This is a genomic window from Myxococcus qinghaiensis, assembly GCF_024198215.1.
Classification (GTDB): domain Bacteria; phylum Myxococcota; class Myxococcia; order Myxococcales; family Myxococcaceae; genus Myxococcus; species Myxococcus qinghaiensis.
This window is the reverse complement of the sequence record NZ_JAKCFA010000015.1, coordinates 252,170-278,564: the sequence shown is the minus strand read 5'-3', so window position 1 is coordinate 278,564 and position 26,395 is coordinate 252,170. Positions and strand designations below refer to the sequence as shown.

Sequence of the window (26,395 nt, the reverse complement as noted above, 5' to 3'; positions counted from 1 at the left end):
GTGCCGTCCGGAACCCGTCAGCCCCAGGTCCCGGAGGGCACCCTCGACTTCGCGCGCGAGACGCCTTGGGAGGCTTTCAGTGCGCGGCGGGAGGCGACGGCGACGTCAGTGCGTCCGCGCGCTGCAGGTCCCTGAGCAGCTCCGCCTTGCGGGCATCCCGCTGGGCCGCGGAGGTGAAGGCGATGCCCTCCATCGACTCGCGTGCGCCAAGGGCCACCCGCGCCAGTCCGTCGCGGGAGATGAGGCCCAGCGCGAAGGCCTCCACCGCGGCGCCCACATAGGTGTCGAAGAAGTGGATGCGCTTCTCTCGCCAGGCGCGGCGGGCGGTCTCCGGGGTGTCCACCACGTCATGGATGAACACGGCGTGCACGGCCTGCGGGGCGGCGGTGAGCATCTTGTCGCCGAACTCCACGTCGCCCTGGCCGCTGTCTCCGACGAAGACGAAGCCGTACTCCGGGAACACGCGCACGTAGCGCTGGAAGTTGTCGAACTTCTTCGCGGCGATGCGGGAGTTGCCCAAGAGGTGGGTGAGGCTGCCGGAGAGCACGGCATGGGGCGGGACGCCGTGCTTCTTCAGGGTGTCGAACGTCATGTTCTCCACCGCGCCCAGCGGGTCCATGGGGCGCGCGGTGACGAACGTGAGGTCGCCCTCGCGGCCGGGGATGATGCCCGGCCCCCGGTCCAGCTCCGCGTAGAAGGCGAGCACGCCCGGGTACACCGTCTTGGACGGGTAGCGCGTGTCCTTGAGGTTGGCGAAGAAGGTGTCGTCGATGTCGCTGAGGACCTTGTTCTCCCCGCTGGGCGCCGCCTCTCCCTCGCGTTGGATGTGCGCGAGAATCTCCTCCCGCAGCGCCGGGTCGTCCACGTCGTCGAAGAGGAGCTTCTCCAGGTCCTGGTGGTTGTTGCCCGCGTCGAGCAGGTTCTTGAAGGCGGTCAGCTCGCGGCCGCTCACGCTCAGGAACATGTCGCGCAGGGCCCGCTCGGCGGTGGCCGGAGTCCCGCCGCGCTGGAGCGCCGTCACCAGGCTTGTGCGCACGGGCAGGGCGAGCTGCGGGGCGCGCTCCCGACAGAGCATCGTCAGGAGGGCGGTGTGGTGGTCTGGCCCGAAGACGCGGTCGTCCATGTCCCCGAGCAGGGACTCGAGGTCGACATTGGCCAGGAGGTAGTTCAGCTCGGAGGCGGTTGCGTCCCGCAGGAGGTCCAGGATGCGGCGCTCCTCGCTGGTGTCGGTGTGGCCGGCCATGAGCGTGCGCAGCGTCTCCAGCTTCTTCGTCGCGGCGTGCGGATCCATGTTGCTCCCCCCATCCCGGCGCGGGGCCGGACTTGGACGTCCGAGCCTACGCGGGGTGCGGTCCGCCGTGGTAGAGGAGAGGCATGTCGACTGTCGTGGGGCCGCTGGAGCTTCTTCCGGACGAAGTCCATGTATGGATTGTCGAGCCCGAGCGCATCCAGGAACCGAAGCTCCTGGATGCCTATTGGGGGCTCCTGGACGCGGAGGAGCGCGCCAAGCAGATGCGCTTCCGCTTCGAGCGTCACCAGAAGCAATACCTGGTGAGTCACGCGCTGGTGCGGTTGACGCTGTCGCGCTACGCGCCGGTGGCGCCCTCGGCGTGGAGCTTCTCGACCAACGCGTACGGGAGGCCGGAGATAAAGGGCGAGTGGGGCGCGCGCCTGCGCTTCAACCTGTCGCACACCGACGGCATGGCGCTGGTGGCGGTGGGCCTGGACGCGGAGCTGGGCGCGGACGTGGAGGACGCGGAGCGACACGGCGAGACGGTGGAGATCGCCGACCACTTCTTCGCGAAGCCGGAAGTCGCCGCGCTCCGGGCCCTGCCCGCGGCCGAGCAGCGCGGGCGCTTCTTCGAGTACTGGACGCTCAAGGAGTCCTACATCAAGGCGCGCGGCGCGGGCCTGTCCCTGCCGTTGGACCAGTTCGCCTTCCACCTGGAGGCCGGCAAGGAGCCGCGCATCTCCTTCGATGCGCGGATGGTGGACACGCCGGAGACGTGGCGCTTCATGCAGCTGCGCCCGTCCGCGCGCCACCAGGCCGCCGTGGCGATGCGGGGGGCCCGGGACAGGCCCTTCCGCGTGAGCTGGCGGTTCACCGTGCCGCTGGAGTCGGACGGGCCGCCTCGCGTCGAAGAGGCGTGAGCCTCAGGCCGGCGCCGCCATCCACCGCGTGAGGTCCTCTCGCAGGGCGGCGAGCATGGCGTCCTGCTGCTTGCGCAGGAAGAAGTGGCCTCCCTCGAAGTGGCGGATGCGGAAGTCGGGGTTGCGCGTCTCCTCGCGCCACGTCTCCAGGCGCGCCAGGGACACGTGCTTGTCCTCGGTGCCGCCCATGACGGAGATGGGCACGTCGAGCTTCACGGGCACCGGGCCGTTCTCCCACCACGCCAGCGCGAAGTCCGCGCGCAGGGTGGGCACCAGGAGTTCCAGCAACTCGCGGTGCTGGAGGATCTCCTCCGGCGTGCCGTCGTAGCGCCGCAGCTCGTTGATGAACTGCTCCTGCGGCAGGTGGTGGATGGGCTTGCGGTCCGACTCGCGGGGGGCGCCGGACGCGGCCAGCACGAGGCCCCGGGGCAGCGGCCCGTTGCGCGCCTGCAGGCGGCGGGTCAGCTCCAGGGAGATGCGCGAGCCCATGCTGTAGCCGAAGAAGACGAACGGCTTGTCCAGCAGCGGAGCGAGCACCGGCAGTAGCGCGTCCATCAGCGTGGGCAGGCTGTCGAAGGGCTTCTCCATCAACCTCCGCTCACGGCCGGGGAGCTGCACCGCGCACAGCTCCACGCCCGGCGGCAGACCTCCCTGCCAGGCGCTGTAGATGGAGGCGCTTCCTCCGGCGAAGGGCAGGCAGAACAGCCGCAGGCGCGGGTCCGGCAGCGCCTTCCGGGAAGGAAACCAACGTTCGGGAGAGTTCGGGTTCGAGGTGGGAGCACTGGGCATGGCGGTATGGTTCTGTCGCACAGCCGAGGAAAACGGGTCAAGGCCCCGGCACTTCGAGCAGGTTGAAGACTTCCGCCCATCATACAGGGATGACTGTCAGTGCTCGGTATTCGTGAATGAGTGGACTGGCAGGGCTCCTGTCGAGGCGTGCTAGCGTTTTCGCGTGAGCTACGAGCTGTCGCACCTGGACGCCCTGGAGGCGGAGTCGGTCTTCATCATCCGGGAGGTGGTCGCCGAGCTGGACAGCCCGGTGCTGCTGTTCTCCGGAGGCAAGGACTCCGCGGTGATGTTGCACCTGGCGGTGAAGGCCTTCGCGCCCGCGCCGCTGCCCTTCCCGCTGATGCACGTGGACACGGGGCACAACTTCCCGGAGGTGCTCCAGTACCGCGACGCGCGCGTGGCGGAGCTGGGCGCGCGGCTGCACGTGGCGTCCGTGCAGGAGGCCATCGACGGGGGGCGGGTGGCGGAGGAGAAGGGCCCGCGCGCCTCGCGCAACCGCGCGCAGACGGTGCCGCTGTTGGAGGCGATTGAGAAGCACCGCTTCAACGCCGTCTTCGGTGGCGCGCGCCGCGACGAGGAGAAGGCGCGCGCGAAGGAGCGGGTGTTCTCGTTCCGCGACGAGTTCGGCCAGTGGGACCCGAAGAACCAGCGCCCGGAGCTGTGGAGCCTCTACAACGGCCGCCACCGCCGGGGGGAGCACCTGCGCGTCTTCCCGCTGTCGAACTGGACGGAGCTGGACGTGTGGCAGTACATCGCGCGGGAAGGCGTGGCCCTGCCCTCCATCTACTTCAGCCACAGGCGCGAGGTGTTCCGTCGGGACGGCATGCTGATGGCGTGGTCGCCCTACCTGCCGCTGCTCCCGGGTGAGGAGGTCTCAACGGCGTCGGTGCGCTTCCGCACGGTGGGCGACATGACGTGCACCGCGTGCGTGGAGTCCGACGCCGTCACGGTGTCGGAGGTCATCACCGAGATTGTCGCCTCGCGAGTCACCGAGCGGGGCGCCAGCCGGGCGGACGACAAGTTCAGCGAGACGGCGATGGAAGACCGCAAGCGTGAGGGGTACTTCTAGTGGAACTGCTTCGTTTCGCGACCGCGGGCTCCGTCGACGACGGGAAGAGCACGCTCATCGGCAGGTTGCTCCATGACACGCGCTCGATTCTGGAGGACCAGCTCGCCGCGGTGGAGCGCACCAGTCGCGCGAGAGGGGACGAGTACGTCAACCTGGCGCTGCTCCTGGACGGCCTGAAGGCCGAGCGCGAGCAGGGCATCACCATCGACGTGGCTTACCGGTACTTCGCCACGGCGCAGCGCAAGTTCATCATCGCGGACACGCCGGGGCACCTCCAGTACACGCGCAACATGGTGACGGGTGCGTCCACGGCGGACCTGGCGCTCATCCTGGTGGACGCGCGCAAGGGCGTGCTGGAGCAGACGCGGCGCCATGCGTTCCTGGCCTCGCTGTTGCGCGTGCCGCACCTGGTGCTGTGCGTGAACAAGATGGACCTGGTGGGCTTCGACGTCGCCGTCTTCGAGCGCATCCGCGAGGAGTTCCGTCAGTTCTCCATGAAGCTCGACGTGGCGGACCTGTCGTTCATCCCCATCTCCGCGCTGGGCGGGGACAACGTGGTGACGCGCTCGGAGCGGATGCCCTGGTACCAGGGCTCCACGCTCCTGCACCACCTGGAGAACGTGCACATCGCGTCGGACCGCAACCTCATCCACGTGCGCTTCCCGGTGCAGAGCGTCCTCCGGCCCATGTCCTCGAAGTTCCCGGACTACCGCGCGTACGCGGGGCAGGTGCTGGGCGGCGTGCTGCGGCCGGGCGACGAGGTCATGGCGCTTCCCTCCGGCTTCACCACGCGCATCCGCGAGCTGGACCTGGCGGGGCGGCCGGTGGCGCAGGCGTTTCCGCCCATGTCGGTGAATGTCTCGCTGGCGGACGAGCTGGATATCAGCCGGGGCGACATGCTGTGCAGGCCGGGCAACCCGCCCCTGGTGGGGCAGGACCTGGACGCCATGGTGTGTTGGCTGGCGGAGGGGGTGTCACTCCAGGCGGGCGCCCGGTTCGCGCTCAAGCACACCACGCGCTCGGCGCGGGCCCAGGTGAAGCAGCTCCACTACCGGCTGGATGTGAACACGCTGAGCCGGGACGAGACGAGTCCCCGGCTCGGGCTCAACGAGATTGGCCGGGTGACGCTGCGCACCACGGTGCCGCTCTTCTTCGACGAGTACCGCCGCAACCGCCACACGGGCAGCTTCATCCTCATTGACGAAGCCACGAACGCGACGGTGGGCGCCGGGATGATCAACGGCCCCGCTGTTTGAGGTGCGCATGAATCGGCAAGGCTCCGGGTTCATCCTCTGGCTGACGGGCATGTCCGGCGCGGGCAAGAGCACGCTCTCGCGGGCGCTGCGCACCCGGCTGGAGCCGCTGCGTCCGGTGGAGGTGATGGACGGCGACGAGGTGCGCACCTGGCTGACGCGCGGCCTGGGCTTCACGCGGGAGGACCGCGAGGAGAACGTCCGGCGCATCGGCCACGTGGCGCGGCTCCTGGCCCGGCACGGCGTGGGCGTCATCGTCGCCGCGATTTCGCCCTACCGGAGCTCCCGGGCGGAGGTGCGCGGGCTGGCTGAAGAAGTGGGGCTGCCCTTCGTGGAGGTCTACATCGAGGCGCCGCTGGACGCGCTCATCGCTCGCGACGTGAAGGGGCTCTACAAGAAGGCGCTGGCGGGGGAGCTGCCACACTTCACCGGCGTGTCGGACCCATACGAGGCCCCCGAGGCCCCCGAAGTCACGGTGCGCTCGGACTCGGAGGCGGTGGAGGTGGGGCTGGAGCGCGTGCTGGCCGCGCTCCAGGCCCGGGGCCTCGTGGCGCCGCGCGCCGCCTAGAGCACGCGCTCCATGCGCACGTAGGGCCGCTCGGCCTGCATGCCCTTGGAGCGGCAGTGGTCGATGAACTTGTTCGACTCGATGAGCTGCGGAGTCGTCTCGTTGTAGACGAGGATCATCACGTGGCGCAGCCACGGCTCCTGGCCCATGGCGTAGACGTAGACCTCCTTGGGCGTCAGGTGGTTGGTGATTTCCATGGCGCGGTTGCAGTCGGAGCCGTTGAGGCGCCGCGCCTGGTCCATCTTCCGAGGCAGCGGGTTGGACAACAGCGGGCCGTACATCCAGCTCATCGGGCCGCCCTCGCACTCCATGCCGAGGAACAGGATGTCGATGGGGCCGATGATTTCGCGCAGGTGCTGGTACATGCGCGGCTCAATCGCGTTGGAGTCCGCCGCCATCAGGATGGACTTGCCACCCAGGCGCACCAGGTGGGCCGTCTTGGCCTGGATGGCCAAATCACTGTGCTCGCCGAGGAAGGGCAGGCCGGTGATGGAGCCGCCGGGGATGGTGATCTCCTGGAGGTCGTCGATCTCCACCACGTTCTTGAAGCCCGTGTGGTGGAGCATCAGGCGCAGGGACGGGTCCGCCAGCGAGTTGCCGTTGTTGCGCGGGACGATGATGGTGCCCACGCGGTGACGCAGCTGGAGCAGCGTCTCCATCATCAGGTGGTCGGCGTGGCCGTGCGTCAGGACGACGTAGTCCACGTGGTCGGGCAGGTCCGCGTGCGTGTAGCGCGGCAGGTCCGTGGGGAACTCGTAGCTGATGACGGGGTCGGTGAGGATGCTGACCTCCTTCGTCTCCAGCAGCACGCAGGCGTGGCCGAAGTAGCGCACCCGCACGCCCTCGCCGTCGTAGCGAGGCGCCTTGCGCGGAACGACGTCGGTGAAGAGGTCGGCGAACGCGGCGGCGGCCGAGGACGGCACGCCGAGCATCTCCGCCACCTGGCCCGGTGAGCCCGGGGTGTGGCGCATGCGGAACAGCGCGTCCAGGCCCTCGTGGCGGTAGGGCACCTTGAGGTGGACGGGCATGTCCTCCTCGAGGCGCGGCGTGCTGAAGATGTACGGGCGCCAGTCGCCGTCCACCTGCATCAGCGTCACGCTCTGCGCGGACTCTTGATAGAAGCGGCTCTTGTACAGGAGCGGCTCGATGAAGCGCGCGCTGGCGCGGTTGCTGAGGTCATACGTGAGCTCCACGTAGCCGCGCAGCAGGTCCGGCACCTTGGGGTAGAGGGCTTCCAGGGAGCCGCCGTTGTTCGGCGCCATCAGCTGCTCCAGCTCCGCCACCGCCTTGGTGTACGCGAGCATGTGCGCCTGTTCCTTCTGGTTCCGCTCCAGCAACTCCTTCACCTTGCCCGCGCGCGCGGTGGGGTGGTTGATGAACGGGCCACCCATCAACATCGGGTTCTTCAGCGCGGCCACGTGCACGTCGGGGTTGGCGACGAAGGACTGCATCAGCTTCTGGTGCAGGTTCGTGACGAACAGCGGCGCGGTGGCGGGAGACAGCAGGTACCACCAGGCGTACCACTGGTTGTACAGTGGCTCGAGTGCCACGTTGGGCTTGAGGTACATCGGTCGGTCCAGCATCGGGTTCTCCAGGCGAGCGTCGATTATCTGGGACGACATGGAGACAGGGAAGCCCCTGTTGACGATCGCCTGCCTGCTGGAGGTGGGGGGGAGGGCCCTCGGTACACACGGGGAGTCTCCCCCTGCCTCGGCTTTTCACCCTGGGGGCTTTCCCCTGCGCTACGCTTGCGTCGGACTTTCAAGGGTGCGCATGTCTTGCGCGTCGGAGTCCGGAGGTATCTCCCCGTGACGGCTTCTTCGACCTCCTCCGAGTTGCCGTTGGCGTCCTGGGCCCGGCGTCTGGCGCCCTCGGCCATCCAGGACATGCTGCAGAAAATCACCCGGCCGGGCGTGTTCTCACTGGCGTTGGGGCTCCCCGCCGCGGAGCTGTTTCCCACGCAAGGCATGGCGGAGGCGGCGGCGCGGGTGCTGGCGGAGCAGGTGGGGGCGTTGCAGTACTCGGCGACGCTGGAGCCGCTGCGCGAGCAGGTGGTGGCGTTGATGGCGAAGCGCGGGGTGGTTTGCTCGACGAGTCAGGTGTTCCTGACGACGGGGGCGCAGCAGGGGATGAATCTGCTGACGCGGCTCTTGCTGGAGCCGGGGCAGGCGGTGCTGCTGGAGGACCGGGTGTATTCGGGGTTCCAGCAGGTGTTGGACCCGTTCCAGGCGCGACGGCTCACGGTGCGGCGGGATGGGCGGACGGGGTTGGACCTGGAGGGGATGGAGGCACTGCTCAAGTCAGGGGAGCGGCCGGCGTTCCTGTACACGATGAGCGACGGGCACAATCCGCTCGGGACGAGCCTTGTGCGTGCGGAGCGGGAGCGCCTGGTGGAACTGGCGCGGGAGTACCGCATGCCCATCATCGAGGATGATGCGTACGGCTTCCTGCACTACGAGGAGGGCGGGGCGCTGCCTCCGCTGCGCTCTTTGGACGCGCAGTGGGTCTATTACGTCGGGTCGTTCTCGAAGATTCTGGCGCCTGCGCTGCGGGTGGGCTGGGTGGTGGTGCCGGAGGCGATGGTGTTCAGGCTGGCGACGGTGAAGGAGTCGAGCGACATCGACACGGCGACCTTCACGCAGCGGATGGTGCTCGCGTTCCTGGAGTCGGGGAGGTTGGACGCGCATCTGGAGCGGCTGCGCGGGGAGTACCGGCTGCGGCGGGACACGCTGCTGCGGGCGCTGGAGGAGCACCTGCCGGAAGGGGCTTCGTGGACGAAGCCCACGAGCGGGATGTTCGTCTGGGTGGAGCTGCCGGAGCGGTTCGACACCACGGTGCTGCTGGCGCGGGCGCTGGAGTCGCAGCAGGTGGCGTTTCTTCCGGGGCAGGCTTTCGCGGTGAGCGGCGGGCGCTCGGCGTCACATGGACTGCGATTGAACTTCTCGCACTGTGAGCCTTTGCGCATCGAGGAGGCCGTTCGTCGGTTGGGCACGGTGCTTCGGGCGGGCTGAGCCGAGAGGTCGTTATTCCAACCGACAGGACGCCGGATGGGGTGTTCATGCGAGTGATTGCGTGGTTGGTGGTGCTGCCTCTTGTGCCTTGAGGAGAGATTCTCGGGTCCTCGGTGGGCGACCGGCTCCAAAACTAGATTTTCCTGCCAGACGGGTGTGGTTGGGGGATTTTCGTGTCTTTCTATTGAGGCAAGGTCTTCCTTTCTACCCACAGGTCTTATAAGACCCAATGTGAAGCAGGTGCAACTCCTTGTGGTTCTTGTTTCCGTTTGTGTCCATCAGGGCCCCCCTTGTTTTCTTGGGGCCTTGATAGTGTATGCTGGCAGATAATTACGCTGACCATGGACCCCACGGGGCAAAGGTCCGAGGCTGTTCGGCCCCTCCGCCATGAGCGTGATCCTTCCGGCGACGGCGCGCCACCACGGGCGCCGACGGCGGGAGTTCCCCTGAACGCTGTGTGGAGTCAATTCAATGCCCAAGCCGTGGCCCCGGTGGCCTCTGCTCCTCGCCAGCCTTTTCTCGGCGAGCTCTTCCCTCGCGGCTGAGAAACTCACGCCGGTTTCCCTCCCCACGCTGACGCAGCTCCAGGTCCAGGAGCCAGCCCGTGTGGCGGAATCCCTGGCAAGCCTCAAGTCGCAAAGCCTCGAACTCGGGTTGGGCTCGCGGGACGGCTTCCAGCTGTCCAGCTCCAGCACGGACTCCTTTGGTCAGACGCACGCACGCTTCGCCCAGACATACCAGGGCGTACCCGTGTGGGGCGCCGTGGCCATCACCCACCAGGGACTGTCCGCAAGGGACCTCCGCATCACCACCGACGGCCTGCGCAAGGGCATCCGTCTGGACGTGACGCCCACGCTGGACGCGAAGTCCGCGGTGTCGAAGGCCACCCAGGAGCTGGCACCCAAGGGTGAGTTCGGCGTCACGCCGAAGAGCGAGCTCATCGTCTATCCCCAGACGCGGCTGGTGAACCGCTACCCCGGCAAGCCCGTCGCGAAGCAGAACGCGGCGGACTTCGACACGCAGGTCGTGGGCTACCGGCTCGCGTACCACGTGCACACCGAGCTGGAGAACGCGAAGGACGGCGTCAAGCACACCGACTTCATCATCGACGCGCACTCGGGCGAGGTGCTGAAGAAGTGGAGCTCGCTCCAGACGGCCGCCGCCAAGGGCCTCGGCCGCTCGCAGTACAGCGGTGAGGTGCCGTTGGATGTCTTCCAGAACCCCCAGGGCCTCTTCGAGCTGCGCGATGTCACGCGCGCGGGCGGCGAGGGCATCCGGACCTACGACGTCAACCACGCCGCCGTGCAGAACGGCGTCATTCCCACGCTGACCCTCTACACGGACGCCGACAACGTCTGGGGCGACGGGCAGAACTACATCGTCGGTGCCAACAACACCCTGAGCACCAATGGACAGACGGCCGCCGTCGACGCGCACTACGGCCTGCTGGCGACGTGGGACTTCTACAAGAAGATCTTCGGCCGCGACGGCGTGGATGGCTTTGGCTCGCCCACCTACAACCGGGTGCACGCCAGCAACCTCTACGACAACGCCTTCTGGAGCGACGGCTGCTTCTGCATGAGCTACGGCGACGGCTCGTTCCCGGCCGCCGGCGGCTTCAGGTCCATGGGCGTGCTCGACGTGACGGGCCACGAGATGACCCACGGCGTCGCCTCGCACACGGCCGGCCTCATCTACGACGGCGAGTCCGGCGGCCTCAACGAGGCCAACTCGGACATCTTCGGCACCCTGGCGGAGTTCTGGGTGGCCAACGGCCGCGGCAGCACCATTGGTGACACGGGCGGCAACTGGCTCATGGCCGAGCAGCTCAGCGCCTTCCCGCTGCGCGTCATGTTCCGCCCGTCGCTGGACGGCGCGAGCGTGGACGCCTGGTACCCCGGCCTCGGCAACATCGACGTGCACTTCAGCAGCGGCCCGATGAACCGCGCCTTCTACTTCCTGTCCCAGGGCGCGCAGCCACTGGTCATCGGCACCGACTACTCCAGCACCTATCTGCCCGCGGGCATGAGGGGTATCGGCAACGACAAGGCGGCGGCCATCTGGTACCGCGCGCTCACCGTCTACCTGTTCCCGTCGTCCAATTACATGTCGGCCCGCACCAGCAGCCTCCAGGCCGCCGCGGACCTCTTCGGCTCCCAGTCCAACGAGTACCGCGCGGTGCAGAACGCCTTCGCGGCCATCAACGTGGGCTACACCGCCGGCACGTACGACGACCGCACGGCCCCCACCGTCGCCGCGAGCATCTCTGGCAGCGCGCCTGCGCTCCAGTTGCATGCGCAGGCCGACGACAACGTGGGCGTGGCCCGCGTGGAGTTCTTCGTCGATGGCGCCCTGGCGGGGAACGTCTCCGTCCAGCCGTACCAGAGCCCGCTGGACGCCACGCCGCTGTCCAACGGCACGCACCAGCTGGTGGCGGTGGCGTACGACGCGGCCGGCAATTCCACCGCGTCCGCTCCGGCGAGCTTCACCGTCTCCAACAGCTTCGAGCAGCTGCTGGCCGACCCGGGCTTCGAGCTGGACGGCCAGGGCTGGATGGCGGACCCGCCGGAGAACATCAACTTCCCGGTCTCCTCCGGTACGCACTCCGGCCAGGGCTACGTGTGGCTCAACGGCTGGGGATCGACGCACGTCGACCGGCTGTGGCAGGACGTCACCATTCCCGCCGGCGTCACCAAGGCCTCGCTGACCTTCTTCCTCAACCTCCTCACCTCCGAGACGACGACCACCGCCGTCCGCGACACGCTGACGCTCCAGGTCCAGGACACCTCGGGCACGGTGCTGGGGACGCTGGCGACGTGGTCCAACCTGGACGCGACGCCAGGCTGGGTGCAGCAGAGCGTGGACCTGACGGCCTACGCGGGCCAGACGGTGCGCATCTTCCTGGAGGGGCGCGAGAACGCCTCGATCGCCACCAGCTTCCAATTGGATGACTTCGCGCTGCGCGTCATGCACGCGGCGGATGCCGAGGCGCCCCGGGTGAGGGCTTCCGTGCTCTTCTCCGGCACGCGCGTGGGCTACCTCGCGGAGGTGTCCGACAACGGCTTCGTCAACGCGGTGGAGTTCCTCGTCGACGGCGTGTCCCTGGGCAACTCGGTCAGGTCGTTCGCCCGGGTCGTCAACGTCTCCTCGTTGACGGCTGGCGCGCACACGCTCGTCGCCCGGGCCACGGACGCGGGCGGCAACACGGGGGACTCTCCCTCGGTGACGTTCTACGTGGACACCACCGCCACCCAGCGCGTGCTCAATCCCAGCTTCGAGACCTCCACGAGCTGGACGGGGGCCACGACCTTGTCGGGCTCGGCGGGCATCTTCAGCAGCCCGTCCTTCGCGCACACGGGCAGCCGCATGTACGTCTTCTGGACCAACGCGGGGCCGGCGCGGCACTCCGTCCGTCAGTCCGTGGCCATTCCGGCGACGGCGACCTCGGCCATCTTCAGCTTCTGGCTGCGCATCTACAACGCCGCGTTCACCGACGCGGTGGCCCACCACACCTTCAGCGCGAAGGTCCGGGATTCCGCCGGCACCGAGCTGGCGACGCTGAGGACGCTCTCCAACGTGGATGACACCAACGCGGAGTACCGCCAGCACCGCTTCGACCTGACCGCGTACCGGGGCCAGACGGTGCAGTTGTTCTTCGACGTGGACCAGACGGCGGCCCCGCAGGTCCCGGATGAAGTCACCCAGTTCTTCCTGGACGACGTCGGCCTGGTCACCTCGACCCAGGCGGACATCCAGAGCCCCACGCTCTCCGCGGCGGTCGAGGGCAGCTACGGGACGGTGCAGCTCCGGGCCTCCGTAAGCGACAACGTCTGGACGGCCACCCTCGCGTTCCAGGTGGATGGCACCCCGGTGGACTCGTTCACGGACGCCGAGGGCATCTACGCGACGGCGTTCGACACGAGGACCCTGTCCAACGGCTCGCACGAGTTCAAGGCGACGGCCACGGACAAGGCGGGCAACACGACGGAGCGCACGGTGGCCTTCGAGGTGCGCAACTCCACCATCCAGGACCAGGGCGCGCCGCACATCACCGCCAGCGTGGAGGGCCTGTACGAGAACTACACGATGCGGGCCGAGGCCACCGACGACACGGGCGTGGCCTACGTGGAGTTCTACGTAGACGGCGCGCTGAAGGGGAGGAGCGCGTCCGAGCCGTACACGCTGCCGCTGTTCCCGATTCCGCTGGCGCCGGGGGCGCATGTCCTCGAGGCGGTGGCGTACGACGCCTATGGCAACTGGTCCAAAGCGACCACGCCCTTCACGCTGCATCCCGTCACGGTGGAGTTCGCGGTGGCGCAGCACGTGGTGCCGGTGGGGGGCTCCGTCGCCCTGCAGGCGAACGTGGCGAACGCGGTGGACACGGCGGTGAGCTGGTCCGTGGCGGAGGGCCGCATCTGCGGCACCGTCAGTGAGGACGGCGTCTACGCCGCGCCGCAGGTCCGTGGCGTGTGCCACGTGTCCGCGGCGAGCGTCGTGGTGCCGACGGCGAAGGCCGTGGCGACCTTCCGGGTCTACACGGGCGACATCAATGGCGACAACGTCGTGGACGGAGAGGACATGGGCCTGCTCGCGCAGGACTACGACACCAACGGCTCCGAGGCGACGAACCTCGACGGCGTCGGCTCTGTGAATGACAGCGACATCACCCTCTTCGTCACCCAGTTCGGACGGTAATCCCCATGAAAACGTGGATGAAACTCATTGTTCCGCTCCTGATGGGGGCGCTGGTGGCCTGCTCCGACTCCGATTCGGGGCCGGTGACGGTGACTCCGAAGACCGTCACGGTGAAGGCCGGTGAGAAGGCGACCTTCAGCGCTTCGGTGAAGGATGCGAAGGACCCGCGCGTCCTGTGGTCGGTGGAGGGAGGCGACTCCCACGGCACCATCAGCAGCTCGGGCATCTACACCGCGCCGGCCGAGGCCGGCACGTACACCGTGGTGGCCACCAACGCGGTGGACACCTCGAAGAAGGACACGGCCACCGTCAAGGTGGAGGCGGTCCAGACTCCGACGGTCATCGTGAAGGTGACGCCGGAGGTGGTGACCATCGGCCAGGGGACCGCCACCACTCTCACGGCGGAGGTCTCCGGTTCCTCCGTCACCGCGGTGCAGTGGTCCGTGGAGGGTGGCGACGAGAATGGCACCGTGAGCAGCACGGGCCGGTACACGGCGCCCAACACGCCGGGCACGTTCACCGTGACGGCCACCAGCGTGGCGGACCCGACGAAGAAGGGCTCCGCCACTGTCACGGTGGAGCCTGTCGTCGTCGGGGAGGTGGTGGTGACGGTGAGCCCCTCGTCGGGCAGCACCACCTGGGATGGCACCGTCCAGCTGACGGCCGAGGTCACCGGCACCAACAACCTCGCGGTGCAGTGGTCCGTGGAGGGTGGCGACGCGAACGGCTTCGTCAGCAGCACGGGCGTGTACCGCGCGCCGAAGAAGACGGGCACGTTCACCGTGACGGCCACCAGCGTGGCGGACCCGGCGAAGAAGGCTTCTGCCTCCATCACGGTGGAGCCTGTCGTCGTCGAGGAGGTGGCGGTGACTGTCTCTCCGAAGACTGGCACGGTGGTGCAGGATGGCTCGTTCTCCCTGTCCGCGCAGGTCACGGGGACGAACAACCTCGCGGTGCAGTGGTCCGTGGAGGGCGGTGACGACAACGGCACCGTGAGCAGCACGGGCGTGTACCGGGCGCCGCGCCGCGCGGGCACGTTCACCGTGACGGCCACCAGCGTGGCGGACCCGACGAAGTCCGACTCGGCCACCCTTACCGTGGACCCCATCGTCGTTCCGACGGTGGCGGTGAGTGTCACTCCGAAGACGGCCACCGTGGGGCCTGGGGCCGTCGTCAACCTCACGGCCGAAGTCACGGGCACCTCTGTTGTCGCGGTGACCTGGGCCGTCGAGGGCGGTTCGGCCAACGGCACCGTGAGCAGCACGGGCGTGTACACCGCGCCGAACAGGCCGGGCACGTACACCGTGACGGTCACCAGCGTGGCGGATGCTTCGAAGACGGACTCCGCCGTCATCACCGTGCCCGTCGCCAGCACGGTGGCTTACGTGGACCCCACGGGTACGGGCTGGCGCCTGGTGCGCAATGCCAGCCAGTCCTCGGGCAACACGCTGGTGCTGGACCTGGTGGGCCCCACGGGCCAGTCCGGTCGCGGCGCGGACCTGACGCTGGGGCTGGATGCGGCCACCGCGTCCTGGTCCACCGTGGACGGCTCCGAGTACGTGGCCAACCGTGGCTACGCGCTCGGCGACGCGCCCCACCTGCTCAAGTCGGGCGTGAAGGGCCGCACGCTGAGCGTGGGCGTGTACCAGAAGGGCGCTCCGGCGCATGAGTACGACGGCGCGCTGCTGTCCGTGGCGCTGGCCGTGGAGGCCCTCGCCGAGACGCCGGCCGGTACCGTGGTGCCGCTGAGTGTCCTCAAGGCGCACGCGCTGCCGGCTTCCGGCTCGCTGCAGGCCATCAACGTGGCGGTGGGCACCATCACCACCGCGCAGTAGTCCGGAGTCCGAAGCAGTGAGAGCGGCGGCCTTCCCCAGGGGAGGCCGCCGTTTTCATTGTCCGTTGGGGCTGAGGAGGGCGGGGACTCTGGCGAGAGTCCGTGGCGTACCAGGAGAGGCGCCTCAAGGCGATACAGTGGGCGTAGCCCGGTTCCGTAGCTCTTCCGCACTTCGTGTGGTTCTCCTCGGCGAAGTAGCCAGACGCGGCAGGCGTCCCGCTGGGCGATTACACGCTGGGAATAGAAGCACATCGTATCCAATTCACTGTTGCCGAATAGACCGCATCGCTTGTAGCAGATCAGCGGATGTTGACCTCGTGGTGTGCATGGAAGGAACAGGATCCCGATGTCCTTCGTGCCAGACGCCAGTACCTCGGTGTACCCTATTCGCCGCCCGCAACCACGGCGACAGCGCCTGCTAGGACACTCCTACCTGCCGGGCCAGTGTCGAGGCATTCACCGCGCTCGGGCCCATCATCCGCTTCACCATCTGCGCCTTGAATGCGCCTGTGTACGGCACTTCAACCGCCTGCACTCGCCCCCATCGGGTGGTCAGCTCGGCACGTCAGCCGAGGCGACTTCTTCCCTGACACAGGGGGCAAGCACACGTGACGCAGCGGCCGAATTTTTTTGGGTAGGCACAGCTCAAGTTCACCACTTGCTTGTGCCCTGCGAGTAGGCAAGTCGTCCGGCCAAACGTTGGCAGTGCTCATTGTCTGGATCCAGCGCGAGCCCTCGCTTCACGTGCTCCTGCGCTTTGGGCGTATCCTTCAGGTGGAGATAGAGCCAAGCAAGCCGCGACAACGCAGTGGCGTTGGCTTCATGTGATCGAGCCTCCATTGCGGCGGCAAGTCGCCGGACGAGAATCTGCTTCTCTTCCGAGTCTAGAATCGCCCGTTTCTCAGCGAACAGATAGTTCAATTGACTTGCGGCATTACTTACATCGTCGAACTCAACCTCCGGATGGATAGCCAGTTCTACGAGTGCATGGAGCTCTCCGAGCACATCGCCCGTCCTTTGACAGACGACTGCGAGGCGTCGCCAAGAGCCAACAGCAGCACCTTCAGCTGCTCGCTCAAGATTCTGTCGAATGGCCCGTTTTGCTTGCTCGAGGGCCTCAATACTACCGATGTCTTCGTAAATCGAGGCAACCAGCAGCCACGTGCGCGGATAATGACGCCCAATAAAATCGAGCATGGGCATGTACTCGGCGAGCGTGTCCTTTTGTTGAAGTGCGCGCTTGGCAATCGAGGTAATCATACGCTCGATTCTAGGGGCAACGCCATGTCGGACGTCGCTCCGCTGGCCGGCACCGAAATGATGGAGGATTCCTGTGTCAGCCTCGATCGCACTCTTCAGGGGCGACACGGCAAGCTTGCGTCGCCCAAATAGTGCAGCGACGAGCGGGGTGCTCACGAAGATCTCGTGGTCCGCCTGGGACTCAAGCAGTTCGACAAATGAGCTGCGCTCCAGTTCGTTGATCGCGTCCGCAACCGCCATCTTCTCGTTCTCCGGGCGAAGGAGCACCGCTTCGAACGCCAACTGCGGAATCGTCGTTCGCCAGTTGCAGAGCGTAAGAAAGACGCGTTGTGCGACGGGCGTCAGCGTTGCGTATGTCCTCTCAAATAGGGCGGTAAGGAGGTCGTCCGCACCGGCGACAACGCGTTCAACCTTCACCGGCTTGCCAGCTTTCACGACCTCGCCGAGGAGTATCTTGATCACGTACGGGTGGCCCTCGGACTCGCGCACTAGCTCTTGTCGGTAGTCCGACGTCAGGAGACTTTGAATCCCTAACTTCCCTGCCGTGGCATCAATAAGTAGTTTGCACTCCGATTCTGACATTCCGCGAACGTCGAGCGGATAGTCGCCCTTGAAGTCGCGGTAGCGCGTCGTGATGAGCACCTTGTTCGGTAATCGGATGTACGTGTCGATCCACTTGAACAACTCGGCCGGATTGATGACCGTCTCGAAGTTGTCGAATACGAAGAGCGTCGGGCCTAGCTGCGGCTTCGTAAGCGATTCGGCTAGATGCTCCGTTGACCTGAATCCCTTCTCCTTAGTCAAGCGTGGCGCAGTCAGGCGAACAAACTCATCAGCAGCGTCTTTCACGGTCAATACGGCAGGCCGGACTTGTTTGGGCCCCGATGGAAGCAGGTCCAGGTCGCGAGCGCTGAACCATAGAATCACTTCAAATCGGTTCTCGTGGGCGATCCCATGGAGGGCCGCGAGTGCAAGTGACGTTTTCCCAATTCCCCCACGTCCGACGAGTGTGATTACTGGATGACGATCGTTTCGCAGCGTCTCAAGCAGCTCAGTTTCCAGATGCTCTCGTCGCACATATTCAGCAGGAGCTGCCGGAAGATTCGACAGGCAGTTGCCAATACTATCAAGTTCCCCCAATCCCTCCGTTTCGCTACCGGGAAGCGGAGTTGACGGGCTCAGGTAAGGTGCCGAATCTACATGGCTCGTGCTCCCCGTTGCATAGGAAAGCATCTCGAATCGTTTCTCGCTGAAGCCACCGTTCGCGAGATAGAAGTCCGACGCATCGGGATCAGACCCAGCGAGCTCCACATGAACCGGCCTCCCAAAAAAAATATATACGCCGTTGGGGTGATTGGTCGTTGTAGTTTGCTTTAGTGGTTCGAACGCAGCTGCTGTATCGCTGAGTTTCGTAACTCGATACTTGCCCGAAAGATTGCGGTGAAGATAGACCCACTCCCGCTTGAAGAGGGAGTGATTGTTGATGATCAAGTCTAGGGCTTGCTCAAGGGAGGGCGCGAGCTTGCTCAGCACCTCCGTTTTGGGGGCACCGTGCCCTCTCGTCTTGTTCCTGAGCCGAGCGAGATCGCGAATACATCGAAGGCCATCGACCTTAGCGGACGGAGCTTCACAGGCGGGATCCACGAGAACCAGGCAGCTGTACAAAAGGTAAGCAGCTTGGTACTGCCAACCCTCTGGACCTACCTTCTGCGTCAGCTCGCGCTGCTCCGTGCGGGCCTCGAGGAGTAGATGTTGCGACGGAGGCCCTGTCAGAACTTCGGTGAGTACAGCTGCCCACTCTCCGAGGCCATCTGCTCGAACAAGCTGCGAGACTTGACGAAACCGCGACCCGTCCTTGTCGTCATCGACTGCGGCGACAAGCGCTGCCACGATTAGCTTCGCGGTCATCTCGGCCGCGTACATAAGATCGTGAAAGAATGTCGTGTCCGAGTCGGCACGTCCGACCTCGACACGTTCCCGTATCCGGAGCAGCGGCTTGAACCCGACCATTGGAGCAGGCTATCACAGTGTTCGTAATGTTTAGAAAGGCCACGTGAGAGTTCATCAATGTTGTGCTACCTGCTCCTACCCAAAGTTCGGGCCTGTGTTATGCGAGCACCTCCTGGGTCTGGGATGACTACATGCAGTCAGGTGCGAAGTTTTGCGGTGGCCAATTGGGCCAAGTATCGAGACTTGTGTAGTGAGTCCAGGAGGGCGTAAGGAAGAAACCTCAATTGCAGCGATAAGTAGCGGCAGAGTCTGCGGCTAATTGCTGCAAGGTTGTTTTGAGATAGTCGCCGTCCTCCCAGTGACCGGTGGCTTTCAGGGCGACGGTGATGATGAGGCGCAGGGCGCTGGCGCGGTCCGGGAATACACCGACAGAGCGGACGCGGCGCTTGACTTCGCCGTGGAGGAAATCCATGGCGTTGGTGTTGGTGCTGCAAAGGCGCTTCCAGTGGGCTCTGCGGAAGGAGAAGAAGCGCATCGGTTGAACCCTCTCACGCGACATCTACCTTGACATTCACCGGGCCCACGCGCCATGCCCTGGAATCGCGCTGCGGCATCGCCTCCGCGGACCTCTGGCATTCCTACCGGGCCGCGCGCACAGCCCAGCGGCGTGACGGAACTGAACCGCTCATGACGCAGCGCTCGAATTTTATGTAGGCACAGGTTCGCGCTCACGGCTTCTTGGGTATCGCGGTCGGGGGGACGGCCGGGGCGGGATCCACCAGCTTGTCCCACTCGATGTCCGAGTTGATATCCGCCAGCTTCCCGGTGGTGGATTGCCGCCGCTCCTCCTTCCGGAGGTCTCCGGGGTGGACGACACCGAAGGGAAGCTTGATGGCCTCCGCCGCGTCGCGCGTCTTCAGCGCCTTGTCGCGGCTGGCGCGCAGCTCCACGTTCTTTCGCTGCACTCCGCGCGCCGCTGCGGCCCGATCCAGAAAGCGCTCCCGCCGCATCTTCAGCTCATCGCGTTCCGGACCGTCCGTCAGCTTCGAGAGCTCTCGCTGCATCTCGGCTGCGGCGGCCTCGAGTTCGCGGACCAGCGCCTGGTCCTTCAGCCGAGGGTCGCTCTCCACCGACTGGATTTCGACCTCGATATCGCGCAGCTGCCTGGCCGCTGTCGCCGATGCGGCCTCCTTCTTTTCCTTGGCCGCCTTGTACGTCGGGTCCCGCTTTGCGTAGTAGGCGCGCATGTTCTCGTCGAGCACTCTGGCGTTGGTGCTCAGGGTGCGCAGCCGCTGGTAGAGGCGGACCAGCGCCTCCAGGTCTTCGCCCCGGTTCACGTCGCGGAGCACGTCGCGCTGTCCTGGGTCCAGGTGTGTCCCCAGCGAGGCCATGAAGGACTGGTTCTTATCCCGAAGCCACGCATTGAGCTTCTTCCGGTTCACCGGTCCCTTGAGCTTCTTCCCCTTGAGGAAGTCCTCGTTGTCCTTCGACAGTTTCGTTGCCGCCGCGCCAGTGCGGCCTGGCAGCATCTCGGCCGCGGTGGTGGCGGGCCCTGTATCGGGTGTCACCCGCGAGACGTGCGTGACGGGAGTGACGAAGGGGTCCAGGTTGTTCGCGGGGTTGGGCACGAAGCGGTCGCCCAGGCGCGCCTTGTGCCGCACGCCGCCGGTGTCGGGCCGCGGCTGGCTCCAGACGATGGCCACTCGGAAGCGGGCGCCGGGTGGCGTACGGACCTGGTCCTTCCCCGTCTCCCAGTGGGAGAAGATGACGCTGTGTCCACCGCCTTCCGAGGCATTGGCGTTGTAGATGTACAGCCAATCTCCCGTTTGGATCTCGTTGAGCTTCTCGAAAGGAAGATGCGGCTGCCGGTAGAACTTCGCCCCTTTGCCGGGGTTCGCCGCCTCGGCCTTCTCCGCCGCCTCCGCCTGCTTTGTTCCCTCGTGCAGCGGTCCCAAGCCGCCGGGCGGCGGCTTTGCTGGGCCCGGCGACACGTCTTTCATCGTCCCCTCCAGTCCGGGGCCGCAGGGCGGAGGCGTCTCGACAACGCCTGGAGACTCCTCGGTGGGGAGGTCTGGCTTTGAGACCCGCTTCGGGTTCGAGACGTCAATCTCCTTCCCCGTGGTGAGCACCGCGGCGCCCATCGGGTCGAAGGTCCCCATCACCCCGCCGGAGAAGCCGGCCCCTGGCGGGGTGGCGCCGGCATAGTGGTGGACGATCTGCACCCAGTGGAAACAGAACTGCGCGTGCACCCGCTGGTCGAACGAGCCGGGACGGTAGATGCCGTGCGCGAGGATGTGGGCTGAGAGGAGGAGGCGCTGCTGCGCGGTGGTCTTCCCTCTGTCGATGCTGTTGAACAGGCGCTCGGGGATGCGCCGGGAGATGATGAAGCTCTGCAGCTTCTGGCGCTGGGTGTCCGTGAAGAGCGCCTGGAGCCTGGCGGGCGCCAGCGGGGTCGGCGGCACGCCGAACACGTTCAGCACTCCCGCGAACTCCTTGTTGAAGAGGGGGGCAAACGCGTCCCACACCGTCGTCCTGGGTAACGCCGGGCCCAGGCGAGCCTCCAGGCGGGCGAGCTCCTCGCGCAGGTGCTGCGTCGTCGCGTTGTCAGTCCCGGGGAGCTGCCGGGCCAGCCAGCGGCGAATCCGAGCGATCTCGCTCCGGACTGCCTGTGGGTTCGAGTCGTCGATGGAGCCTGTCAGTGACTGCGGCTCATCCGTGCCGACGTCAAGGAGTGGCGTGTCCGACGGCTGTCGGCGGAGCGTGGTCGCGCCGCCCTGGAGGGTGTGCGCCAGCTCGTGCGCCAGCAGCCGGTCTCCGGTGGCCGTCCCCGGCCCGTAGCGCCCGGCGGCGAAGACCACGTCGCTCCCAACGGAGTAGGCGTGCGCGCCCACTGCCAGGGCGCTCTCCGCGGCCCGAGCGTCGTCGTGCACGCGCACGGAGGAGAAGTCGGCGCCGCCGAAGCGTCCTTCCATCGCGCCGCGCGCGGCCGGCTCCAGCGGGCGCCCGGGCCGAGCGAGCACCTCATGGACGACCGGCGGCGCGAGCGCGGGCGACGTTCCCCCTTCAGCCTTTGCCCGGTGCAGCTCCGAGCCGATGGGCGCCGTCTGCGGCGTCCGCATGACCTTGTCGGCCACCTTGTCTGCCTCGCGCTCGACTGGGTCCTCCGGGGAGCTGATCGTCAGCTTGTGCTGAGTCAGTGGCGGCAGGATGGGGAGGCTGGCGAAATCAAACTGGGAACCGGGCGCGAGCGGTGGCGACAACTCGCCTCCCACGTCTGCGTCCGAAGCGGAGCGTCCGACGGCTGCGGGCTTCGATTCACGCTTCGGGGCAGGAGATTGCGCCGAAGACGGACGCGGCTTCCGGTCGAACGTGAACATGGAGGAGGCCTCCTCGGGAGGTGACGATATTGCCGTTTAGCGGCGGACGCAAAGCAGAGGGGAGGGCAGGGCGGCGCGGACAGCATCTCCGTCCTGTTCGAGGCCTTTCGCCAAGGCTTCGACCGCGCGTACCCCGCACGCACGAGCCTCGCCCAACCAGGCATCGCAGGCCCTGCAGGACCTCGTTGGTCTTGCTCGCCGTGTCTGCCTGCTCCCAGAGGGGAATCACACGAAGTGAGGGAGTGCCACGGTGCGGGTGACGCTCATATCGCTCCACTAGGCTTCGCTGTTCCGAAGATGCGTGTCCAGGGTAGCGGTCATCGTCTTCAGCCGCAGCCCCGCCATCGTCGAGGCGCACCTGCCAGAGCCCATCGCTATCCAGCCAGACTCCGACCTTCTGGCAGTAAGAGCGCAGTACTCTCACGAATTCTCTATCTCATCCGCGTTTACAGGTTCCGGTCCACAAGGATGGAGCCATAGGTGCGTCCCCTTGCGCAGCGCCCAATCGTCCAGGCCCAGGATCCGCTGACTTGCCGCGAGCGAACCGGCCTATTCGACCACCGGGAATTGGATACGACGCTTCCATTCCCAGCCTGTAATCGCCCCGCTGCCCCTTCTGCGTCTGACTACCTCGCCGAGGGGAACCACATGAAGTGCGGGAGAGCCACCGAACCAGATCAAGCCCAGGGCGGAAATGGGGTGGATTGGACCCCTCTGGTGCTCGAACGACTCCTCCTAGCAGTCGTCGCGTACGAATATGCTTGTTCCACAGGGGACGAAGCATGTGAGCATTGAGTCATGCGCCTGATAGTGGCAACAGATGGATCGGACCAGAAAGAATCTCACTGAGGGCTAGGCGACCCGTTACAAGGAGTTGCTTCTCGAATGGCGGACACTTCCGAAAATCCACTCATGGAGGAGTTGGCCTGTCCAGGGCCTAGCATTCTCCTGCTGAGGTCCTGAAACGCATGGCCTCCGAGTTGCCCATTCTTCAAGATCATCTGCTTTGGTCCTATCGATTGGCCAAGTTCGAAGTGGCGGCCGAGCGCCGTGGCACGGGTCGGCTCAACTTTGCTCAATTCGAACAAAACCTAGCTGCCAATCTAAAAGCGATCGGTGAGCGAGGGGTGACATCTGATCGAATATTCAGGTCCGCGAAGATCGGGCGAGTGTGGATCCGTCCGAAGTCCATAGGTCGTCGAGATACTCCCAAGAGCAACAGTTCCTTCATTTCGATCCCTGAACAGCCGATTGAGCACAGAATCGAGAGATTGAATGTTCGAGTCCTGCTAGAGCCTAGTCCTGAATTCGCCATTAGCGAAGTGCTCTGGCTCCGGGCCTATGGCCCAGCACTTGATGCCTTACTCACGCCGTCGTGTCTCGCAAACCGACTCAACGTACGAGGGACGCCAGCTCGAATACCTGCCGCCGGTCGTAGAATATATAAGTACTGGGTCCCTGCGTACCGCTCTTTTCGCGAAGCCGCACTTGACGAGGCGCGCTTGTTGCTGGGGCATGAGAGTGGCCGATGCACATTGGCCGCCCTTGACCTGACTAGTTACTTTGACTGCATCGATCCGCGCTTTTTGATTGAAGAGTCCTTCATCCACAAGATCGAGCGCGCCGCATCTTGGGCTGGAATCCCGTTTAATTCAGTTGAGTATATTGACTCAACCCAGGGGCTGCTGGACGCATTTGGGAGCTACCGCGCGCTTGTTGGAGACTCAATTGGAGTTGAGCCCACCATAGGGGTTCCTGTCGGCTCCTTGACTGCTCGACTGATTGCGAACCTGGCATTGTGTGACTTTGATGATATCATTGCGGCACGGCCAGGTATCACCTACTATGGTCGCTATGTCGATGACATTCTTATTGTTCAGCGGCGAGAGAAAACACCCGCATTGCCTCCCCGTGAGTTCATCTCAAGTCTTCTGCCGCTGAGTCAGAAACAGGGCAGTGTGGGTCGATATGTATTGGATGGGCAGGCCATCGGTCGAACTGGCTCCAGTTTTGAAATCCAGGCATCGAAATTAAGAGTATTCAATCTCGAAGGGCCCCAAGGACTGGAGTATCTAGGTGCTGTTGCAGGCGAGTTGGATCTTGTCTCCAGCGAGCGTCGACGCTTTCTTGATCCTCGAAGCGAGCACTTGCAGCACTTGGTGTCTGCTTCACCTGGGGCAGAACCAATTCGGGCGCTTCGCGAGGCAGATGCCCTAAATCTCCGCAAACTTGCTGTGAGTTCGGTTTGCGAGAAGGTCATGACTGCAGCGGCGATGCTGTCGCGCGAAGATGCCAGCAAGTTCTCGCGGTCACACCTCGGAAGGGTCGGTCGAATAGCAACCGATTGGTCCCGGTGGGTCGATCTTCTAGATCAATCCAACAAGATTCTTGCTGCTGCGCTCGTTGCTGGTGATGTCAAGACGGCTAATGAAGTGTTCGACTCTCTGTGGAGTCGAGTTACTGGCTTGGCCGGTGATCACGGACGCTCCATCAGGGTCCAATGGGGCCCAAACAGAATCGCGGCATCCCGCGCTCGCAGGAGGTTGCAAGAATGGGTTGCGGAACTACTCGTAGAGACCATTTGTAGTTCTGCAGTATTTGATGAGCGGGGATTTAGCTCTCGAGGAGTTCGAGTCCTTGATGACGGATTTAGCTTCAGGAAGAATGTCTTCTTGCCTGAGACGCTCTTGCGATATGCGCAGTTGCTTTCCAGTTCTGACTTGCGATGGGTTGATAGGGAGACAGATTTTTACATGGGTTGCGCGCTAGTCGTGCGCCCTTTGGATGCGCTGGCTGCCCTGGAGCATGAGGCAATCGACCCCCAGTTCGACTCCGACAGAGTGATGAGGATCAGTGAGTTCCGCAAGGCCTGTGAAAAGACAAGAGACCCGATCTTCTCCAGTCTAAGTGAGATTGAGTTGCTGCTGCTTGCTCGGCCACCTAGCTACTCCGACATCATGTTGCGCTGGCTTCGCGCCGAGCGTCCCCTTGTCGATCTTGTTCACGTGGTCAACGCGGTCCGTGGAACCAGTTATTTAGCATCGGCAATGGAAGAGATCGAAGGAGGGGCTGCGGTTGTTGCCATGTCCCCCCAGGGGCATTCTACTGACGGCCTGCGCGAGGCTCAGTTGGTTCTTGGAAATCTGTGTACTGAGGAGAAATGGTGGGAACCCTCGCTCACTGCGCCTGTGTTGAGCATGGAGCGTCAACGCCGGCTCTCCAGGGTTCTTAATCAAGCAATCGAGGCAGCGGGGCGGGCGAAGCAACGGGGCATTGCGACGATGCTTGTCCTGCCTGAGCTCTCATTGCCTCGTCGTTGGCTTCGCGAAGTGATGCGGCATATTGGTAATAATGAGCCGACCCTTTCGTTGATTGCTGGTGTCGAGTATGAGGTTGTCGGCGATAAAGTGTACAATGAGGCGGTTGCCTTTGTTCCTCGTGCGTATATGTCTGCAGCGGGTTGGATCTGGACAAAGCGTCGACCAGCGCACCACGAGGCACGTCTCCTTCGTAAGGAGAGGTTTGAATTCGCGACGCGCGCGACAGACCGTCGGTTTACTGTGTTTCATAGTGAGCATGGTCGTTTCATTCCCTTGATATGTAGTGAGCTGCTTGAGGTTGATGCCAGATCGAAGTTGCTTGGACGTATCGACCTGTTGTTGGTTCCCGCCTGGAATAAGGATATCACCAGTTTCGAGTACCTGGTTCATTCGACAGCCCTGGAGTTACATAGCTTTGTTGGGGTGGCGAATAATGGCATCTTCTCGGATTGCCGAGTTCGTGGTCCTTATTCAGATCCATGGAAGCGTGAAGCTTCGCGCCTCATTACTCGGGGACAGAATGAGACGGTCGTTGTAGAACTTCAGATTGGGCTCCTGCAAAAATACCGCGCAGATCCTGAACTCTATGAACGCGAGCGAACGACGATTCACAAGGATGATTGGCCCGAATGGAAGCCTGTGCCCCCCGGCATGGTTTCCTCCGATCCAGTGCCGAGCCGAGCCCCTTCGAAAACAGGCGGAGATGAAGCGGATCCCCAGCCTCTCGAGATTAAGCCAAAGCGACAGTCCCCCAGTGGGGATGGGGGGTGATTGGGTCCTTGTCAGATCCATCCGGTGAGCGCTGTGCCGGACTGATGTAACCGATCGACTGCCGGCGTGCAGCGGATGCACGCTTCCCCCCGCGCAGCGTGATAGCCGTGCGTGGAGGGCCTGGTTGCCAAGGCTTGCGTGGTTTCAGGATGAGGAAGGAGCGGAGGCTGAGGAGGGTTGCCAGCAGTGCGGAAGCAACTGGTCCGTAACCGACCGACGGGTGATGCTCGCCAGATGCCCCTGCAGCGCGCGCCATCTGAAAGCCGCGCACGGAGGTCCCGGCTGCCAAGGATTGCGTGGCTTCCTGAAAAGGTATCCGTCCGGCGGACGGATACGACTCTTCGTGT

The 26,395-nt window shown here is 65.0% G+C and carries 14 protein-coding genes; 8 read left to right on the top strand and 6 right to left on the bottom strand.

Going from position 1 to position 26,395, the window contains the following annotated elements; all coding sequences use genetic code 11:
• Window positions 1–76: 76 nt before the first annotated feature.
• Window positions 77–1,291: a phosphatase domain-containing protein gene (locus LZ199_RS27360; protein ID WP_253996702.1), complete on the bottom strand. Its 1,215-nt coding sequence runs from the start codon at window positions 1,289–1,291 to the stop codon at window positions 77–79.
• Between the two features lie 83 nt (window positions 1,292–1,374).
• On the opposite strand from LZ199_RS27360, the gene LZ199_RS27355 reads away from it, so the two are divergent.
• On the top strand, window positions 1,375–2,151 hold the full coding sequence (locus tag LZ199_RS27355; protein WP_253996701.1) for a 4'-phosphopantetheinyl transferase family protein: 777 nt from the start codon (window positions 1,375–1,377) through the stop codon (window positions 2,149–2,151).
• 3 nt (window positions 2,152–2,154) lie between these two features.
• On the opposite strand, the gene LZ199_RS27350 is transcribed toward LZ199_RS27355, so the two are convergent.
• Window positions 2,155–2,940 carry a thioesterase II family protein gene (locus LZ199_RS27350; RefSeq protein WP_253996700.1) on the bottom strand — a complete coding sequence of 262 codons (786 nt, stop codon included), beginning with the start codon at window positions 2,938–2,940 and terminating at the stop codon, window positions 2,155–2,157.
• Between the two features lie 163 nt (window positions 2,941–3,103).
• Between LZ199_RS27350 and cysD the strand changes: the two genes are divergently transcribed.
• From cysD to cysC, 3 genes are read left to right on the top strand one after another with little or no spacing between them, the layout of a single operon-like run.
• Complete coding sequence (gene cysD, locus LZ199_RS27345; protein WP_253996699.1) at window positions 3,104–4,009, top strand: sulfate adenylyltransferase subunit CysD; 906 nt, start codon at window positions 3,104–3,106, stop codon at window positions 4,007–4,009.
• On the top strand, window positions 4,009–5,265 hold the full coding sequence (locus LZ199_RS27340) for a sulfate adenylyltransferase subunit 1 (protein WP_253996698.1): 1,257 nt from the start codon (window positions 4,009–4,011) through the stop codon (window positions 5,263–5,265). Before cysD ends, LZ199_RS27340 begins: the two co-directional genes overlap by 1 nt.
• Window positions 5,266–5,272: 7 nt before the next feature.
• A complete protein-coding gene (gene cysC / locus LZ199_RS27335; RefSeq protein WP_253996697.1) occupies window positions 5,273–5,830 on the top strand; it encodes an adenylyl-sulfate kinase in 558 nt (185 codons plus the stop codon).
• Here cysC and LZ199_RS27330 read toward each other — a convergent pair.
• The gene (locus LZ199_RS27330; RefSeq protein WP_253996722.1) at window positions 5,827–7,413 is read right to left on the bottom strand and encodes an MBL fold metallo-hydrolase; all 1,587 of its coding nucleotides are present in this window, start codon (window positions 7,411–7,413) and stop codon (window positions 5,827–5,829) included. The two genes, cysC and LZ199_RS27330, sit on opposite strands and share 4 nt — an antisense overlap.
• 225 nt (window positions 7,414–7,638) lie before the next feature.
• Between LZ199_RS27330 and LZ199_RS27325 the strand changes: the two genes are divergently transcribed.
• The 3 genes from LZ199_RS27325 (at window position 7,639) to LZ199_RS27315 (ending at window position 15,371) form a co-directional block, all read left to right on the top strand.
• A complete protein-coding gene (locus LZ199_RS27325; protein ID WP_253996696.1) occupies window positions 7,639–8,841 on the top strand; it encodes an aminotransferase-like domain-containing protein in 1,203 nt (400 codons plus the stop codon).
• Between the two features lie 606 nt (window positions 8,842–9,447).
• Window positions 9,448–13,536, top strand: coding sequence for a M4 family metallopeptidase (locus LZ199_RS27320; protein WP_253996695.1), 4,089 nt, complete (start codon window positions 9,448–9,450; stop codon window positions 13,534–13,536).
• 17 nt (window positions 13,537–13,553) lie between these two features.
• Window positions 13,554–15,371 carry a hypothetical protein gene (locus tag LZ199_RS27315; protein ID WP_253996694.1) on the top strand — a complete coding sequence of 606 codons (1,818 nt, stop codon included), beginning with the start codon at window positions 13,554–13,556 and terminating at the stop codon, window positions 15,369–15,371.
• Window positions 15,372–16,021: 650 nt separating this feature from the next.
• Here LZ199_RS27315 and LZ199_RS27310 read toward each other — a convergent pair.
• From LZ199_RS27310 to LZ199_RS27300, 3 genes are all read right to left on the bottom strand, one after another.
• Window positions 16,022–18,640, bottom strand: a complete 2,619-nt coding sequence (locus LZ199_RS27310) for an NB-ARC domain-containing protein (RefSeq protein ID WP_253996693.1) — start codon at window positions 18,638–18,640, stop codon at window positions 16,022–16,024.
• Window positions 18,641–18,860: 220 nt separating this feature from the next.
• The gene (locus tag LZ199_RS47015; protein WP_407667253.1) at window positions 18,861–19,115 is read right to left on the bottom strand and encodes a transposase; all 255 of its coding nucleotides are present in this window, start codon (window positions 19,113–19,115) and stop codon (window positions 18,861–18,863) included.
• A gap of 193 nt (window positions 19,116–19,308) precedes the next feature.
• Entirely contained in the window at window positions 19,309–21,714 is a 2,406-nt protein-coding gene (locus LZ199_RS27300; protein WP_253996692.1) for an eCIS core domain-containing protein, read from the bottom strand.
• Window positions 21,715–22,925: 1,211 nt separating this feature from the next.
• Here LZ199_RS27300 and LZ199_RS27295 point away from each other — a divergent pair.
• Window positions 22,926–26,048 (top strand): RNA-directed DNA polymerase, encoded by a 3,123-nt coding sequence (locus tag LZ199_RS27295; RefSeq protein ID WP_253996691.1) that lies wholly within the window; start codon window positions 22,926–22,928, stop codon window positions 26,046–26,048.
• The last annotated feature ends 347 nt before the right edge of the window (window positions 26,049–26,395 follow it).

Bases quoted from the DNA above. Each gene is read 5' to 3' on its own strand.
- LZ199_RS27295 (WP_253996691.1), top strand. From the start codon at position 22,926: ATGGCCTCCGAGTTGCCCATTCTTCAAGATCATCTGCTTTGGTCCTAT.
- LZ199_RS47015 (WP_407667253.1), bottom strand. From the start codon at position 19,115: ATGCGCTTCTTCTCCTTCCGCAGAGCCCACTGGAAGCGCCTTTGCAGC.
- LZ199_RS27355 (WP_253996701.1), top strand. From the start codon at position 1,375: ATGTCGACTGTCGTGGGGCCGCTGGAGCTTCTTCCGGACGAAGTCCAT.
- cysC (WP_253996697.1), top strand. From the start codon at position 5,273: ATGAATCGGCAAGGCTCCGGGTTCATCCTCTGGCTGACGGGCATGTCC.
- LZ199_RS27330 (WP_253996722.1), bottom strand. From the start codon at position 7,413: ATGCTGGACCGACCGATGTACCTCAAGCCCAACGTGGCACTCGAGCCA.
- LZ199_RS27350 (WP_253996700.1), bottom strand. From the start codon at position 2,940: ATGCCCAGTGCTCCCACCTCGAACCCGAACTCTCCCGAACGTTGGTTT.
- LZ199_RS27310 (WP_253996693.1), bottom strand. From the start codon at position 18,640: ATGGTCGGGTTCAAGCCGCTGCTCCGGATACGGGAACGTGTCGAGGTC.
- LZ199_RS27360 (WP_253996702.1), bottom strand. From the start codon at position 1,291: ATGGATCCGCACGCCGCGACGAAGAAGCTGGAGACGCTGCGCACGCTC.
- LZ199_RS27315 (WP_253996694.1), top strand. From the start codon at position 13,554: ATGAAACTCATTGTTCCGCTCCTGATGGGGGCGCTGGTGGCCTGCTCC.